Source organism: Deltaproteobacteria bacterium CG11_big_fil_rev_8_21_14_0_20_42_23 (assembly GCA_002796345.1).
Lineage (GTDB): Bacteria > UBA10199 > UBA10199 > 2-02-FULL-44-16 > 2-02-FULL-44-16 > 1-14-0-20-42-23.
Genome location: PCXC01000076.1, coordinates 1 through 17,117, shown reverse-complemented (window position 1 = coordinate 17,117; position 17,117 = coordinate 1). Strand labels below are relative to the sequence as shown.

At 40.6% G+C, this 17,117-nt stretch carries 9 protein-coding genes and 1 pseudogene; all 10 read right to left on the bottom strand.

Annotated features, from left to right (window positions below):
- Window positions 1-49 precede the first annotated feature (49 nt).
- The 10 genes and pseudogenes from COV43_08805 to COV43_08760 all read right to left on the bottom strand — a co-directional run bounded on the left by COV43_08805 (window position 50) and on the right by COV43_08760 (window position 17,053).
- Window positions 50-280 carry a hypothetical protein gene (locus COV43_08805; GenBank protein PIR24724.1) on the bottom strand — a complete coding sequence of 77 codons (231 nt, stop codon included), beginning with the start codon at window positions 278-280 and terminating at the stop codon, window positions 50-52.
- Window positions 281-336: 56 nt separating this feature from the next.
- On the bottom strand, window positions 337-2,157 hold the full coding sequence (locus tag COV43_08800) for a hypothetical protein (protein PIR24723.1): 1,821 nt from the start codon (window positions 2,155-2,157) through the stop codon (window positions 337-339).
- A gap of 241 nt (window positions 2,158-2,398) precedes the next feature.
- Window positions 2,399-12,271 (bottom strand): hypothetical protein, encoded by a 9,873-nt coding sequence (locus COV43_08795; protein ID PIR24722.1) that lies wholly within the window; start codon window positions 12,269-12,271, stop codon window positions 2,399-2,401.
- A gap of 223 nt (window positions 12,272-12,494) precedes the next feature.
- The gene (locus COV43_08790; GenBank protein PIR24721.1) at window positions 12,495-12,905 is read right to left on the bottom strand and encodes a hypothetical protein; all 411 of its coding nucleotides are present in this window, start codon (window positions 12,903-12,905) and stop codon (window positions 12,495-12,497) included.
- A gap of 47 nt (window positions 12,906-12,952) precedes the next feature.
- Window positions 12,953-13,339 carry a hypothetical protein gene (locus tag COV43_08785; protein ID PIR24720.1) on the bottom strand — a complete coding sequence of 129 codons (387 nt, stop codon included), beginning with the start codon at window positions 13,337-13,339 and terminating at the stop codon, window positions 12,953-12,955.
- Window positions 13,312-13,635 (bottom strand): hypothetical protein, encoded by a 324-nt coding sequence (locus COV43_08780; protein ID PIR24719.1) that lies wholly within the window; start codon window positions 13,633-13,635, stop codon window positions 13,312-13,314. The genes COV43_08785 and COV43_08780 overlap by 28 nt, the downstream gene beginning before the upstream one ends.
- Before the next feature lie 142 nt (window positions 13,636-13,777).
- Entirely contained in the window at window positions 13,778-14,896 is a 1,119-nt protein-coding gene (locus tag COV43_08775; protein ID PIR24751.1) for an AAA family ATPase, read from the bottom strand.
- A 127-nt stretch (window positions 14,897-15,023) separates the two neighbouring features.
- A pseudogene (locus tag COV43_08770) lies at window positions 15,024-15,368 on the bottom strand (hypothetical protein).
- A gap of 483 nt (window positions 15,369-15,851) precedes the next feature.
- A complete protein-coding gene (locus COV43_08765; protein ID PIR24718.1) occupies window positions 15,852-16,391 on the bottom strand; it encodes a hypothetical protein in 540 nt (179 codons plus the stop codon).
- A gap of 8 nt (window positions 16,392-16,399) precedes the next feature.
- A complete protein-coding gene (locus COV43_08760; GenBank protein PIR24717.1) occupies window positions 16,400-17,053 on the bottom strand; it encodes a hypothetical protein in 654 nt (217 codons plus the stop codon).
- Window positions 17,054-17,117 lie beyond the last annotated feature (64 nt).

The window sequence follows — 17,117 nt, the reverse complement described above, 5'->3', positions numbered from 1 at the left end:
GATCCCCTGCCTGTAACCGGCAGGTCACGTGGTTACGCTGCTTTCACCACTAAAGCTTGTCGAGGTACTGGATGAGATGTGAAAGTTCTTTTGTGGTACGAATGGAATGCTCTAGATTTCTCTTCGCCGCTTCGTGAAGTTCGCGTAATTCACCTTCAAGCGAGCAAGAATCAAGGTGGAAAATAAAACTCTTCACAACGGAAAGACCACCATTCAAGTTGTGCAAATGCTCTGTAATTTGCTTCCGGTTTTCATTCGGCATAAGCAAGGTATTTGCCAAAAATATGCTGAACAATCAATAGTTTTCAGCCTTTCTTCTCAGAAAAACTTACAGAACTACTCCGAGAGTTCAGCTTGAATTTCTGGGTAGTAGTATTCAAATACTCTATGTTGCGTTAACACAAGAAGCTGCGTTTCATCTTGTGCAAATCCCACAAAGCGAACTGGCCCAAATGCTGCTGCATCAGATTCGTAATCTCCCAACATGGACGTGAAAAGACGTTCACTGTCAGAGCTGTACACTTCAAAGTATTTGTTTGCGGCAAGTACCACATTGCCATCGGCATCAATATTTCCCACCACTTGTGCATCGGCACCTAAAGCTGGGAGAAGTTTTTTGATCGCAAGATCCGAGATAACTTTGTGCTCATAATCAACTACAGCTTCATCTGTAAATAATTCGTCTTTGTTGGGATGCATCAACAATACCGTGTTCAACGGAAGGAGATCTGAGTTGTAGTTTTTCCAGTTTCCATCTTCATTTAGACTTACTACTTTAGAAAAACTTTTTTCAGCATCTGAAATAAGAACTGCTTTTCTATCTTTTCTCACTTGAAACTTCACTTCACCTCTTGGATCTTTTGCTAAACTAAAACTTGAAAGTTCTTCAACATTTTTGAGTTCTTGATCATCAAAACTTAACGAAACAAGATGAAGATTTTTGCTGTCTTGCGATTCGCCAGATAAAATAAGAGCTTCTTTATTTGCAGTAATCGCAATATCCAAAATGTTGTCACCTTCCACTGTCCAGGTTTTGAATACTTCAAAGTTGCTGTCTAAAAGAAAAAGTTGATTTTCTTTTGAAATAAGAATGTAGGGTTTGTCGAAAGCAAGATCAAACGTGCGTGCAGCATGAGGAAGCGAAATGCTCTGAAGAAAACCAGATTGAAGTGAAGAATAAACCAAGATTTTTTCGCTGTCTTGATAGTGAATGTAAAGGTTTCCGCTGGCGGCATCATAGACAGCTTTATCAAACACTGCATTCTCTGCGACCGATGAAATTTCCGTTGTCGTGTGTTGAGGAAGTTTATCAAACTTGAATGCTAAACCAAGCGTATAAAAATTAGTTTGATCAGATTTATCTTCAACGTGAAAACGTGCATCTGAACAATAGCTAGTAACGTTTACAGTAAAATTATATTCATCCATTATTTCAGTTGGCATTTCGTCTGCACAAGCTTCGAAACGAACTTTCACTTCTGACGGAAGATTGTGTGCTCTCATCCTTACTTGAGTTCCTAGTGTACCTGAAAGTTTATCCAGATTTGTAATTACAATATCATCGATTCCACCCTCACTAATTTCTGCAGAAAATTCTTCTTCGGACAAACTGTTCACTTTACCATCTAAAAGTGGTTTGTTCGTTTTGAGATCAAACTGAACAAAATCTACTTCATGAATGAGACCTTTGAGCTTATCCCCATTTTTAATTCCAGCTTCTTCAACGTCAACCATTCCTGATGTGGAAATCCAGGAACCCGTAAGGCTAAACTTTTCAGATGGAATATCATTAAAAGTAATATTTCCATTTTTATTTGGCTCAAATTCATGCATAAAAAGAATGCCTTTGCCGTAATTGCTTTCATCATCAACATCGTTTGTACCAAGCTCAAACTGTTCGCCAGGGTATGATTTATAAAATGGCATGATCAAAACAATTTCTCGTGTTCGAGCTGAATTTAGAAAAGCATACAAAACTCCCCTGTGTTCATAATCAACCTTTGCTCGCTTAACTGAAGCGTACTTTCCAGCTGATGCTGACGCGGATGTATTCGCACTCCCCTCTGAAGATCCACCACTACAGGCGCTGAGCAAAAAGGGAGTGAGCAGAATGAGGGACAAAATACTGTTACGGAAAAGGGAACAAAGAGATTGCATGGTTTTCTCACTTTCTAACTTTTTTCTAATGGTAGTCCGCAAAGCCTTGTAATAAGCAGCTTTGCCGAAGCTACTTATTTTTAGGAAGAGAACAATCTTTTCCTGACTTTTTTTTGGCAATGATCCGAAAACCTGCACTTATTTTCGTTTTCTGTTCGAAATACTGAACATGTTCACCGAACACACACAAAAAAGGGAGCATGTTTGAGCATGCTCCCCCTTTTAACGTGTTCTTATGAGACTAATTCAAGGGTGTAATCTGAACGTCATCCAACCAAAGTTGGCCAAACTCATATTCGATATAGCTTTGCCCATCCAGTGATACTTCTCCATCATAAACAATAAAGACGGCACGGAAGTCATCGGTATCTGGTGCTATAAATTCTCGTTCATAATAGGTCCACCCTGCTGCCGACCTTGTAAACACAGGATACAATGGCTGTCCATTTTCATCCCAACCTACAAACTCGAAGTCATTGTTTGAATCTCCCGCTCCAAGCCGAGGAAGAGACATTCCGTGAGACTTGTACCAGAAAGAAAAACGATAACGACGCCCTGGTTCAACGTTGACCTGCAGCTGCTGCACACCACCTTGATTTCGCCCAGTTGCATCAGGAGTTTGTATGTACAAACTACGGCTTCCACCGTGCACAGAATCTGAAACTTTTTCTAAAAGAGCCGGGCTTGCATAAGCTTGCCAAGCACTTAAGGTATCTGATTCCATGTCACCATCAAGAATGGTAAGTGGGTTTGCAATGGGGATGATTCGAACAGCATCAAGATAGAGATCGGCATCCCGAGTATTAATCACTAATCGTAAGCCACCCGCAAAACCAGCTGGAACCTGGAATTGCCGCACATATGACTTCCAAGTTCCACTTTGATCACGAAGCACTGCTCCGTTGCCTTCGAAATCGGTGTTTGACGAATTGATTCCCAATAGAGGTTTTATTTCACCTTTTTTCATGAGGTACTGGAAAGAATATTCGTACCACTGACCCGCTTCAACCGGAAGATCAAGCTGTTGAACTCCGCCTGCTGAACCCAACGTGCTGATGTGCAAGCTATGCTGACCATCCGCAAATTCAACTGCAGTTTTTTCTTTCGTCGCAGGACTGCCGTAAGATGACCATGAACCAACACCTACCGCTTCCATGTTGCCGTCGAGCACAATGTCTGGACCCGCAATTGGCGTGATGCTCACATCATCCAAATAGACACGTGCATTTTTGGTGTTGATAACAAAGCGCAATCCACCCGCATAATCTGCAGGCACTTGAAATTGTCTGGTGTAGGTCTGCCACGTATTGCTCTGGTTGGTGATGATGGCAAGCGCATTCTCAAAGTCGATGTTTGAAGAATTGATGCCAAGTAAAGTTCTTATTTCACCTTGCTGCAATTGATAGTGGAAAGAATATTCATACCATTCACCCGCTTCAAGTGGAATATCCAACTGCTGCACTCCACCACCTGCACCTTCGGTATCGAGGTAGAGACTCTGAACTCCGCTTAAAGATTTTTCAGCTGTTTTCAGCTTTTGCGCCGGACTACCGTAAGAATTCCAAGCGCCAACGCCCTCTTCTTCCATGTTTCCATCGAGTACAAGTCGCGGCCCTGGAATGCTGCGAATGTTTATCTCATCAAGATAAACATCTGCATTAACTGCGGTGATAAGAACGCCAAGCTCTCCCACAAAGTTGAGAGGAATTTGGAATTGTCTGGTGTAGGTCTGCCATCCATTTTCAGTGTTACTAATAAGTGGAAGTAATCCTTCGAAGTCTGCACTGCCACTTGTAACAAGCACAGGTTTAATTTGGCCTTGAAGCAATTGATAGCTGAAGGAAAATTCGTACCACTTTCCAGCTTCCACTGGAATATTGTTTTGTCTTACACCAGCATTTGCAGCACCAACAGTGCTAAGGTGTAAACTTTGCACACCACTTTCAGCTTCAGCATTTGTTTTTTCTCTCACTACCGGATTCCCGCTAGCTGGCCATGCATCTAGGTTTGCAGCTTCCATACTTCCATCGATAAGCAACGGAGACTGATTTGCAGCGCAGCCATCGGCACCGGCCAAACCTTGCGTATCAGCACAAAGATCGACGTTGTCGCCAATGCCATCGTTGTCGGTATCTGCCGATTCATTTGGATCAAGCGGGAAGGCATCGTTTACATTGTCAACCCCATCGTTATCACGATCGGTATCTGCATTGTTGCCAATGCCGTCGCCATCGGTGTCTGCTGTCTCGTTTGAATTGTAGGGAAATGCATCTTGCGCATCGTTCACACCATCGTTGTCATCATCAAGATCGGCATTGTTTCCAATGCCATCTTCATCGGTATCAAGTGATTCATTTGCATTAAGCGGGAAGGCATCAAGTTGATTGAGCACGCCATCATTATCGGCATCTTCATCGCATACATCACCCGCAGCATCACCATCAACATTGCTTTGGTTCGGATCGCTCACAAGTGGACAAAGATCTTGCGTATCATTGACACCATCGTTGTCGTCGTCGGTATCTGCATTATTTCCAATACCATCCCCATCGGTATCAACAGATTCACTTTCATCGGTTGGAAGATCATCAACACCATCTTTCACGCCATCGCCATCGGTATCGATGTTTCCAGGATTCGTTCCGTTAAGAAGTTCAACTTGATTCAAAATACCATCACTATCGAGATCACCATTTGGATCTATGTACTGTATTTGATGAATCTGCGCAGATTGACGACCATTGCCATTATTCACAACGACGTTATATGTTCCAACAGCAAATCTTGGAAGTGTTCCATGAATAAAACCTTGCGATGCTACATAGGTATCTTGAAGGTTTTGATTTCCGATGCGAACACTTGCAGCACCTGCAAAATTTCTTCCTGAAAGCTCAAGCCTATTTCCATCTCTATCTGCAAGCGCATAAGGAGTAGATAATTTCTCAAGCACAGGAGTAGATGCGCCATCAATCACATCAACGACAATTTTATTTGAGAGAAGACGTGATGGATACACCATCAAACGAAGTTGATACTCTCCAAATGGAACATCGACCTCAAAATCAAGCACTATCTGATTTTGCTGCCATGATTGAATTTTGAACGGTCGATAAATATCATGATTTTGAATGAGGTCTACTTCTCCAGAAAGTGCATTGGCCAAACCACCCAAGTTTGTTCCGGTAATAATCAAGCTTCCACCACGAGAAAGAACTCGGCTGGAAATATTTTCAATCTGAGGAGCTGGAGCATTATATTGTGCAGCATCATCTTCATCGAAGTTGAGTTCTGGAATATAAGCACCATTTTCATTTTGAATCATTAATGGACGAGAACTATTTAGCGAAGCAATATTTAGCTTTGCGCTAATTTCCGGACTTACACGTTCACCAAGATAAGCAAGGTTATCAATGTGTTGAGGTGGAGCATCTGGTGAAGAAATAGCAACGTTAAATTCGCCATCTCCCGCGCCCACAATATTCACTTGATAATCATTTCCTACATTTACATTTGGAAGTGCTAAGAGTTCGTACTCATCCACTCCAGCATGAACGGTGTAATATTCAACTTCTGGAATCTCGAGGTCCATTGTGCCAAACGCACCCTTGCCCACTTTTCTTCCTTGGCTATCGGTTACGCTGAGATCAACCGGACAACGTGATTCCACAATGGTCCAGGTTTTACTGCCATTTGAAGGAAGATCAAGATAGTCATTTATATCAAGTGGAACAAAGGCTGAATAGAATGTTGATGAATGCATTCCACCACGCAAGCTTGTATTGAGTCCCTCTTGATTCATTGGAGTTCCACTCGCAGTGTTAAGTGCGATGTTTTTATGGAGGTTAAAATGCAAGTGAGGTTTATAGCCACCTGTTCCACCAATTTGACCAATCAAGGTTCCAGCATCTATATGTTGACCTACTTCCAAATTGTTTGCCCACGATTTCATATGAGCATAACGTACAGCAAAGTTTGCATCGATATCGGATTGAATCACTACTTCTTGACCATAACCCCCATTACTTCCCTTAAAAATAACTGTTCCTGAAAGAGCTGCATATAAATTCTCACCATTATCAGTACCATCTGAAAGATTGAAATCTCTTGAATCCCAATCTCCTTTATCGTGATGATTACTTCGACAGTTTGAATAACAAGAAAGATTATTTTGCCCAGCTTGAGTTGCTGTTACTACACCTATACCACTTGAACCATTAATTGTGACTGTAGGATTGCACGGTCCCCATCCTGCGTCTTGCGCTAATTGCCAATTGCTTGCACAAGTTCGTTCAACTGACCACCAATCACCTGCATCTGGATTAACTGGGCTAAACACATTTGATGGTCCATTTCTATTTAGAACAAACCCATTTGGAAGTCCTTCGCGAGCTACGCCATGATAATGGAGTTTAATAAAGTAATTCAAACTTTTATCATCGCCAACTATCCGATTCATACTCGAACTTCCATGGACAGCCACATAGTACTTTCCAGCTGGAGGATTATATAAAGTTACAGATTCAAATGAACTTCCATGAGCTGGCGCAATGAAAATAGGATTAATGCTATCTCGATAACAATCTGTATCACGTTTTTTGACGTCTGGATCAGGACATGGAAGACGAGGTCCTATTTCATTTGCTGCAATCGGCGATCCTTGTTTTAGATAAAGATCTGCATCCTTCGGATATACTAATCCCTTCCCACCCATCTGAACTGTTACTACATCAACGTTTGCGGGGAGCTTGAAACAATAGTTATTGATATCATTTACAGCAATTCTCTTCGACATAACCATGTTGTTATTGTGAAGCTCAGTACATGCAATGTCGAAGTTTGCTTCTGGAACATTAAATTGAATTTCATCTGACCATGCTCCACATTCGTCCTTCGTAAACACATCATACCACGGAGCTTCTTTGCAGGCCTTTACTTGGATACGGAATGACCCTTCGCTTGCATTTTCTTTGGAGTAAGTCGTACTGTCTGTTTCAGCCGAACCTGTTAGAGGAATGCCAGCAAATCCAGTAGTTTTCCATACGAGGAGATATTTATTTGCATTGCCAACAGCATTCCAGGTAATGCGCACATCATGATCATCAACATCTGTTGTTACACCTTGCACTTGAGCTAATCCCGCTTGAACCGCTTCAACACTGAAGAGATAAGACTTAGAACGCGTTCCAGTTCCAGCAGCATTGAGAGCTGCTACTTGGAAACGATAACGACCAGCTGCAAGATTTTGACTGACACCCGAACCTTGGATTGGCCCGAAGCGAACTTCATTTCCTTGCGGAGTTCCGTTTGCGTCAACGGTTTGAGTATAGAGATAATAGCCTTGAACAGTCTCATCTTGCGGATTTTCGTTCCATTCAAAGTTTACCGTACCACCATTTTGCGTAAGCGTGAGTCCTTTCACTTGAGAAGGAATGGAAAGATTATTTGCCGTTCCTGATTCACAGTTTCCTGATGAAACAAGATCGGTTACATCATTGTAATTGTTTCCACCTGTCCAACGATGAATACGTCCACCGTTATCTACAAGCTCAGCAAGTGAATAAGGCTGATTGCCATTCTCAAAAATCACTTCACTGTAACCCGGTATATCTTGAGGAGAACCAATGTTTGCAAGGGTTGTAAGATAGGGACTTACATGCGCATTTGTAAACGTATCTCCGCGCATATAAGAATAGATGTCTCTCACATAACCATATGCACCATCAATACCTCCCTGCCCATTGTACCAAGCAATGGGATAATACCAGTTTTCAATAACACGCTTGTCGATATCGCATCCAGCTGCTCCTGGATAATCTATGTTTTCCATCCACCTGGCATTAAGTTTTTCGATAGCCTTTTCAATATTGGTTCGCCAGTTTCCTGAAACTTGTTGGTGCAAAGTAGCATCACCCCAGTTGATTCCATTTTGAATATTATTCACCGTATTCGTAACGGGAATAGTAATTTGCATAAGACCTATACCAACACTGATGATGTTAGGACAATCGTTTGGATTAAAATCATATCCATAAACAATATCACCTGCACTCCATGGAAGAGCTGTTCCGCAATGGAATAATCCGGAACTATTACTGTCTCGAAACTGTCTCCACTTAGACTCTTGAAACGCAACCGTCTGTAAAATATTAGGCGGAATATTATGTGCTGCAGCTTGAGCCAAAAGTTCTTGGTTGATCTCGGCATACGTAGGATTGGAGCTGTTTGTAGTAGGCAATCCATCTGGCGGCGTTTCGGGAACAGCAACCGAAATGTTTGCCCAAATTTTATCTGTAGACCAAGAATTATCAGCCCCGCGGATTTGAATCACACTTCCGCTTGGTCCAACAAGTTCCCATTCTTCACGATAGGTACCAGCTTGTTGCGGAGCTCTCATATTTACCGAGAAAACAAAATTGGAACCAACCGCAACACTTCCCGAAATAGGAAGAGTGTTTTGTTGACTCAATTCAGTTACAACTGCGCGGCGGCGTAGGAAATAATCACTGTTCCACGCGACTGAACTTCTGTTTTTTATGGTCCACGTTTTGGTGAATGATTGTCCTGGAGTAAACGGTGCGCTGTCATCCGGAATAGTTTCGCCCACCCACTCTGCAGAATCATTTGCCGCCACATTTACTCGTGCCCAAACGGTTTGCGACCCACCAACAGGAACAACGCCTCCAGTATCACTGCGCAGTTGCCAATCATCTTGAATATTTTGGCCACTTAATGGTGCGGTCATCGAAACGTAGAAAGACTTTGTTTGATTAGGCGCAACATTTGTTCCCAAAGGAATATCCACATGGCTGTTGCTCATAGGTCCACTTACATAACGAAGCACATAGTTACTGTTCCACGTTACTTCTCCGTTGTTACGAAGTGTCCAACGCTTGGTGAAATTTTGGCGCGGATTTACGCTTGTTCCATCTTGATGAGATTCACTCTCAAGCGCTGCTGTAAGTTGCAACTCTTGTTCGGTGGTGAAATTTCGAGTGGCCGACCATGCTCCAGCACTTAAAGCGTCTTCTCCTCGTGCTCGCCAATAATATTGCGTATCATAAGAAAATCTATTTGCAGGAACATCAAAGTGCGTTTGGTTTGAAGGAGTAAGTTCATTTACAACTAATGCTGAAAAGTTATTCGTGGTACTCGCTTGAACTCTATAGCTTGTGGCTCCTGAAGCAGCATTCCAGTCTAAACGAACGGTGCGAGAAACATTACTGACCGCATTTGCAGGCGCAGTAAGCACTGGCGCTGATGGTGCTGCAGATACGGTAAAATTATTATTGGAGAAATCGTAAATCGTTCCATCACAAGCACCATTGGCATGGAGGTTTGACATTCCAATGCGGTAGTCATTTCCCGGAACAGTGTCTGCTTGTAAGGAGAAATTAAAGGAACCGTTGTTTGGTGCATTATTGCTCAAGCCATAAACAACATTCGCCCCTTTATAGAGATGAATATGAAGCTGCTGAATATTTCCCACCTCATTCCAGGTAACGGTGTAGTTATTTCCAATGCGTAAATTTTCTCCACCATTTGGTGAAGTAACGGTCAAACTTGCACCAGCAGTTCCGCATGGATCTGCAATAACATCGATGAGTGCCCAAATTTCATTCGAGCCATCCACTAAAATGCTTTGATTGAAACCATCGCGCAATTGCCAACGATCTCGCAAACCCGTTCCACTTGCGGGTGTGCGCATGGGAACACTAAAGGTGTAGTTGTTATTAGGCGCAACACTTCCCACAATACAGGTGGCATTTGTATTTTGGCTCAGAGGATTTCCACCCGGAACATTTGTTCCCAAGAAGTGAATGCAATGACTGCTTGTCCATGTACTGTTTCCGGTATTTTGAATGGTCCATGTTTTGGTAAAGTTAGTGTTGGCCAAAACATCTGCTCCATCCACATTATTATCAGGATAGGTTTCACTCACAAAACTAGCAGTAAGATTTTCTGTTCTAAAATTACGCGTAACCGACCACTCTCCGCCTCTGTCCGCTGAGCCAGCTCTGGCTCTCCAGTAATATAACGTATTTCTCTGAAGATTATCATTCTGCTGCATATCGTAATATGAATTTCCATCAGCATGGTCGATGAGAAAACTGTTGAACGCACTTGAAGTACTTACTTGCACGCGATAATTTGTCGCTCCGTTGATGCTGTTCCAATCCAAACGCGCGGTTCGTGAAATAGCTGTTGCCCCATTAGCAGGACTTACTAAGCCAGGTGCCGGAAACGGCGCAGGCGCTGTCACATCAATCAAAACATAAACGGTATTCGAAGCACTCACTTGAATAGTGGTTCCGTTTCTTTTAAATGACCAATCTTCTCTTGCGTTGGCTTGCGCACTTGCAGGTGTGCGCATGGAAACACTAAAAATATAGTTGTTTCCTGGCGCAACCGTTCCTTGAACACACACAGGATTTTGACTAGTGCTTAAAGTTCCAGCAACATTATCACTTGCATAATGAAGGCAGTAAGTATTGTTCCACGTAGTCTGACCAGAATTGCGAAGTGTCCACGTTTTTGTAAAGTTTGTGTTTACCTCAAGGTCTGTTCCATCAGGTATTGTTTCAGTCACAAAACTGGCACCATCTGTAGGAGCTGCATAAGTAACAATGAGTTTAGGACGATACGTTGAGCTTGTGGTGTTGGTATGAAGCCAAACACTATCAGCGTCGTCACCTACTCCGTTGTAAAGACGAAGGCCAATGGCAAACCAACCCAATCCGCGTTTGTTAAAAACGTGGCTGCGTTCTGTCGCATCGAAAGTAAAATCTTTTGTCGTGTTCTTTCCAAACCATTGAATATAGCCGTAATCACGACCGTCACTAATATCATCATAAACTTGCTGTGGAGTTGAAGATGTTGGCCGCAAACTCATTTCTATGATCTTCGTAGACATAGAACCATCGCCACTGACATCGTTCCACACTCTATCACGAAGCCTTACAATAGCTGATGAAATGGAAGTGGCATCTGCTATAGCGCTGATATCCCATTCGGCATACCCGCGATAATAATTTACATTTCCGTTTGCTCCCCCAATTTTCATACCGACTGATGAAGAATAAGATCTCGTTTTTGATCCGGCATTACCATAGATGTAACCCGTTCTACTTGCCGTGCTCGATTCAAGTGTCACCGAAGGATCGAGCACAAGCGGAAAAATGCGTTTGGCATCTTGGATCCAAGCGTAATCAAACTGAATGCTGATGCGAAGGGCTTCGCGCGTTCGTTCAAGTTTATAGGTTCCTTGAATTTCTTCATCACCATCTTGCTCGAACATGCTAGGCGCTGAAAAATAATACCATTTTTCTGTTCCATCTTTTTTTATTTTGAATGATTTTGCTTCAACACTTTCTTCGGGTTGAAGATAGGTTTCATCTGCCATTACTTCAAATTCTGGTGGAAGGCTTAGCGTTCCAGTATGCAAGACTTTGCTGGCATCTGAAAAATCGTCAAATTTCTGCTTGAGGATAACATTGTGCTTAATACTTTCGGGAAGAACGATATAGTTTTCGTCAACATTCTGAAAAACATTTACGTATGAGATTTGGTTTTCACTATTTTTTCGCTCAGCACGAACAGCATTCTCTTCGTAAAGAGCTTTTTCGTCTTTATCCACGATACTCATTTTTTCGGATTGCCACAACAAAGCACTCTCACCTGCCATAAATTTCATCACATAAGGAGAGGTGTCAGTATCTAGGTTTAAAGCGCGCGTAATAAAGTTGGCGTTGCTTGCAGTGTCTTTGAAAAAAACTTTGAGCTCAGATTTTTCAACTCCAAGATCAAAGTCATCATCTTCAATATCAGAACTCAGCGTGGTATCGATATCCTGCCACGCATCACCTTTGAGGTAATAGACCGGCGCGGAACTAAACTCTGTGGTTCTGCTTCCGTCTTTGTTTTCGTAGGTAATTGAGGAAGCTGTTCGAAGTCCGGGAATTTCTACAGATGCTTCGGAAAAAGAACTGTCATCTGGTATCTCCGTTGTTGTGGAGAGTGTTCCCTTTTGAGATTGTGTGCCGCCACATGAAGTGAGAAAGAGGAGAAACAAAAGAAAAAAGTTCGTAAACGTAGACCAACGGTTCATCTTCTTCATAGGCAATCTCCTGTATTTTCATGGCAAATTTTCAAAAACCCGTTTATGCGACACGCCAAGAAATATGATTTTACGCAACGTGTCAACTGGAAGTTACTGTTTTTATGAAGTTTTTTAGAAGTAAAGAAAAAGGCTTAAGAACCTTCTTGATGCATACTGGGCTAAGTATTGGGTTTTAAGTGCTTTGTTGGGGTTGGGTGTGAGGAATACTTTGGTCTCTCTATCAGATTGGATTGAATAAGATGATAAACCCTTCCTCAAAAGCTTCTTTTTCTAAATGTTTGGGAGGAAGCGGAAGAGTTTTTATTTTTTTGATGGCTTGCAGACAAGATTCATCGAAGTCCAGCTTGCCTGAGGAATGAACTAAATTCATTTTTGTTATTTCACCAGCACGATTAATATTTACGCTTACTTTTGCAGTTAACAAACTCAACACATCACTATCATTACTGGGAATTTCCCAATGAGCGACAATTTGTTTTCTTACTTCATTTCCATATTTATTAAGTTCTTTCTTTTGCTCCGCTGTATAATGTGCACTTCCATACGAAGAAGTAATCATCTGATTTTGAGCACAAGAGTATAGAGAGCAGGAAAGTATAAAAACAAGAAATTTTAAAAATGTGATTTTCATTGACACTTTCCCACTTCGTCTCTTTGTTGGATTGTGTTAAAAAAATATTATCTTAATGAAATAATATCTTCCTTTGGATGCATGCACCAATCAAACTGACCAAGAACATTCATACCAATAAGTCCATCAATGTGATAATGAGAAGGAAGATCTAGCGCTGCAACTTCAAAATCATCGAAATATTTATTAAAAATCTCAAACTTTTTTATCCTAATAGTATATCCTTTTTCTTTTCCAATAACCGATTCAACATTAAAAACCCGAAGAGCCTCATTTGCTGAGTAACCAAGAGCATCAATTCTTGGAGTGCGAATTATTGTCATTGCAGCTCCTGTATCAACAATAAATCTTCCTGAAAATTGAAGGTGCTTTCCTGTAATTATTGCCGTAAGAAAAGGAACCCCTTTTAAGAGTTCGTATTTGAAATCTGCCATAGAATGGGTCCCACTGGATTGTCAGGAAGGATATTCCCTGTAAATCGAATATCAATTGTTTGCTCCAAGGTTACTTGCCTTAACTGTTCTGTAAAACGACCTTCATCTTGTTCGTGAAACAAAACATCACCTTGTATGTTTCCATATGGAGCACTCGTATCACCTGTGTGATTTACAATAGCAACCCACTCACCAGGATAAAGTTTTTTGATTTCTTCCCAGGTCATTTTTTCTAGCATTATCATAGCCACCTTCATAACCTGCAGCAGAATAGGCTTTTTTAGAGCCAGTTTCAAGCTAAGATATGTTTAGTTTTCAGCAGGTTCAACTTCTCAAACAATTTTTGTTCGAAATGATGGATTTTGGAGAGGAGATTGCTCGTCCTTTCCTGCCGGCAAGGTGCCGGCGGATCTGCCAAGCGTTGGATAGTAGAGCTTCTTACACTAACTCTCCCAAAAACCGATGACAAGGAGCCACTCGGATCTTGTCTCCAGACACATAATCTTTTGTTCCAACTGCAGATAACTGCCATGTATCGCATTCAGGAAATTTGGATTTGAAATAAGATAATCCCTTTGCAATTGGCGCATCAGAAAATTTACATTCAATAGCCAAAAGTGGTTTTTTCTTTTCTTGCACAATAAAATCTACTTCACGACCGTCAACATCTCGAAAATAACACAGTTCCAAATCAGCCCCTTCAGTATCTTGTTTATAATGCACCCATTTTAAGAGATGAAGTGCTATCATGTTTTCAAAACGGCTTCCCTCTTCTTCTATTAATGTCCAATCCATGTGATAGTGCTTTTGCTCCTTTTTGATTGCACGAATTTTAGAACTGCCAAAGGGAGATAAGCGAAAAAGAGCATACAATCTCTCTAAAATGTTGATCCAATTAGAGAGCGTTTTATGACTAACCTGTAAATCTTCACGAAGTGCATTAATGGATAATGGTGAACCCACTAGTTCTGGCAAACGTAACATCAACAATTCTAAATTCCCTAAATCATGAAGTTGCTCGAGTGATACAACATCTTCTTGAATAAGACGTGTTCTATATTCGCGCTGCCATCTTTTTGCTTGAATATCGGAACCTGAAAAAAAAGGTTCTGGAAATCCTCCTAATTTTAGCAATTCTATTACATCATTTGAAGATTTCATTTTTAATTCTGCAAAAGACAAGGGATATAAACGTAAATAGTGATATCTTCCTTGCAACGAATCTCCTCCTCGACGGTAAAGATCAAGTCTGGCAGAACCAGTGACTAAAATTTTTCTTTCCTGATGGTGTTTGTCATATATTCCCTTCAAATAATTTCGCCACATACGATATTTGTGAATCTCATCAAAAACCCAACAGGAAGAATCAGGAAGAGCACGTTTTAAAATCGCCTCTCGATCTTCCGCAACATCCCAATTCAGATAGCCATGTTTCGATTTGTTCAATAACTGAAGCGCCAATGTTGTTTTTCCAACTTGACGAGGTCCTCCAAGGAAAACCATTTTTCGATCAAGATCTGCTTTAACTTGATCAGAAAGATATCGCTTTTTTGTGATTTTTTTCATGTTCTAATGATGCTACTTTTTTAACCAGGTGTCAAATAATCTTGCTATCTTTTTTGACACCTAGTTAAAAAACAAACACCCGTACTAAGAGTAATATTTCTGCAAATAATTGAAATTATTAACAAAACTTGCTGGCACCCACTATTCCGTATTGATTTGTCGTCACCTTGAACGAATGTGAAGGGCCTCCTCGGACAATGTTCTTTCTTGTCCCGAACGAAGCATCCGTAGAGACGCATTGCAATGCGTCTCTACAATTGTTTGCGTCATTCGGGACAAAAACAGATTCATCTTCAGGGCCATTCACAAAATATCCCGTCGGATCCGTGTACTTCAACGGATTGTTCAGTACGTATGTGTATGGATTAATATTTTGTGGTGCAAATAAGTCTGCGATGATTGCATCGGCTTGGATGAATCTGCCAAGTGTTGGGTCGTAGTACCTGGCGTTGTAGTAGTATAAATTGCATCACCATTTTTCTTTCATCAACGCCTTTTCTTTTAGAAATTTATTCAGATTCTGTTTGCAGAAAAACCAGTATATAATGTCACTTCGTTGCCTTAGATGGTATTCGTTATAAAATGTAAGAAAAATTAAAAGAATAGAAAAAGTATAATGACTGAAAAAAGAAGAAGAAAAATTTTAAAATTCCTTCTTAAATTTCTCTTAAGTTTGAGTATTACAAAGTCTGAATTATCAAGATCATTGTAAATATACGGGAACCATTTAAATGGATTACTACTTCCATATAAACCAAAGAGAGAAGTTAACTCTTTCCATCTTTCATGATAGTTGTGATTAAGATGGAAATATAACTTCAGATTATCTTTAAATAATAAGATGCCAAACACAAACATTAGTAGTGATAAGGTTATAAGAATTATGGAAATGTAAATCACAAGAATCAATCTATCACTTTCTGATAGTTTTTATTTTTTTAAGTTTTCAAAGCCCATCTATTTCGTAATAAATCCCGTTAGATATTAAAGAAAAAGGTAGTTCTTCTGTTCCAAAAAGATCCCCGTTTCTATTCTGTACCTTAAACTTAATTATTTGATCTGGAAGGTATTCTTGATTATTTTTTACAGAACAATTTTTCCTATAAGCAGGAGACCACACATATCTCAAAGCTTTCAAGTTATCCATTTTATATGGAATAACTTCATCATCAAAACCACCACAATATCCTACTTTAACATCTTCAATAATTAACTCATCGCCATTCAGGGACATTGAGCCAACAAGTATTGATGGCCAATGATTTTTTTTGTCTACCTCAAATATCAAAATATATTTTTCTCTAATTAATTTGTAACGAATTGGCATTTCATTGCTCAATTGAAGATGTGATAATTCAGATTTTCCATATGATAAAATTTGAATCTCAGGAATATTTTCCAGTGAAATATATTTATATTCATAAAAGTTAAACACAAAACCAAAGCTAATAGTAAGTAAGATCAATATAACTAAAATAATTTTCATATTTACCCCTATTTAAAATAACGTTCTGGTAATGGGTCATTTCCACCATAATAATTTCCAAAATTTACAGAAGCTTTACCTCCTGTAGCTTCAATTAATCCACGCACATAACTATTCGAATTATAACTGTCAGAGACACCAGGAAAAAGATCATAATCTGCACAGTCACAGTACTTTCCATCCGCCCTTCGCAATTCATTTATGTAATCGTTAGTGGTTACTCCTTCTGGTGGTGTAACTCGACCAATAGTAGAATTCTTCTCAGGAGCATCTGAGGCGCGATTCGGCTCACTAACCAACTTCCCTCCTTCCGGGCCTGCGCTGAGTGTGCTTGTTTTTCCAGCCTCATCGGTATACTCTATAGCCATATGCATAGGTCCAATTCCTCCTACATTATGTCCTGTTACAGATATGCTTCCTGATTCTCTTTCATCTTCATCCTTCTGCTTCTCGCCGTCTTCGCCTTCTACTGCGGTGTCTGCTTCGTCAGTGCCTGGTCCTACGAGATCTGCTACAAGTGTTTCTGTGAAGTCATCGAATATTTTTTCTATAACTCCTTTATCATTACCTTCTCCACCTGGATCGGAATCATTGTCGGTAGTGTCACCTTCATATCCATCACCTTCTTGATTTACTTTAGTCCCCCCTGAAAAACCCTCCATGAGCACATCGAAGTGAGTAATGAGAGTGGTTTACGGTTTGGTGTTGTTGAAAAAAGGGCGTTTG

What these genes read in the sequence shown, in the direction of transcription:
- COV43_08800 (PIR24723.1), bottom strand. Translation starts at nt 2,157, where the DNA reads ATGCAATCTCTTTGTTCCCTTTTCCGTAACAGTATTTTGTCCCTCATT.
- COV43_08795 (PIR24722.1), bottom strand. Translation starts at nt 12,271, where the DNA reads ATGAAGAAGATGAACCGTTGGTCTACGTTTACGAACTTTTTTCTTTTG.
- COV43_08790 (PIR24721.1), bottom strand. Translation starts at nt 12,905, where the DNA reads ATGAAAATCACATTTTTAAAATTTCTTGTTTTTATACTTTCCTGCTCT.
- COV43_08785 (PIR24720.1), bottom strand. Translation starts at nt 13,339, where the DNA reads ATGGCAGATTTCAAATACGAACTCTTAAAAGGGGTTCCTTTTCTTACG.
- COV43_08765 (PIR24718.1), bottom strand. Translation starts at nt 16,391, where the DNA reads ATGAAAATTATTTTAGTTATATTGATCTTACTTACTATTAGCTTTGGT.
- COV43_08760 (PIR24717.1), bottom strand. Translation starts at nt 17,053, where the DNA reads ATGGAGGGTTTTTCAGGGGGGACTAAAGTAAATCAAGAAGGTGATGGA.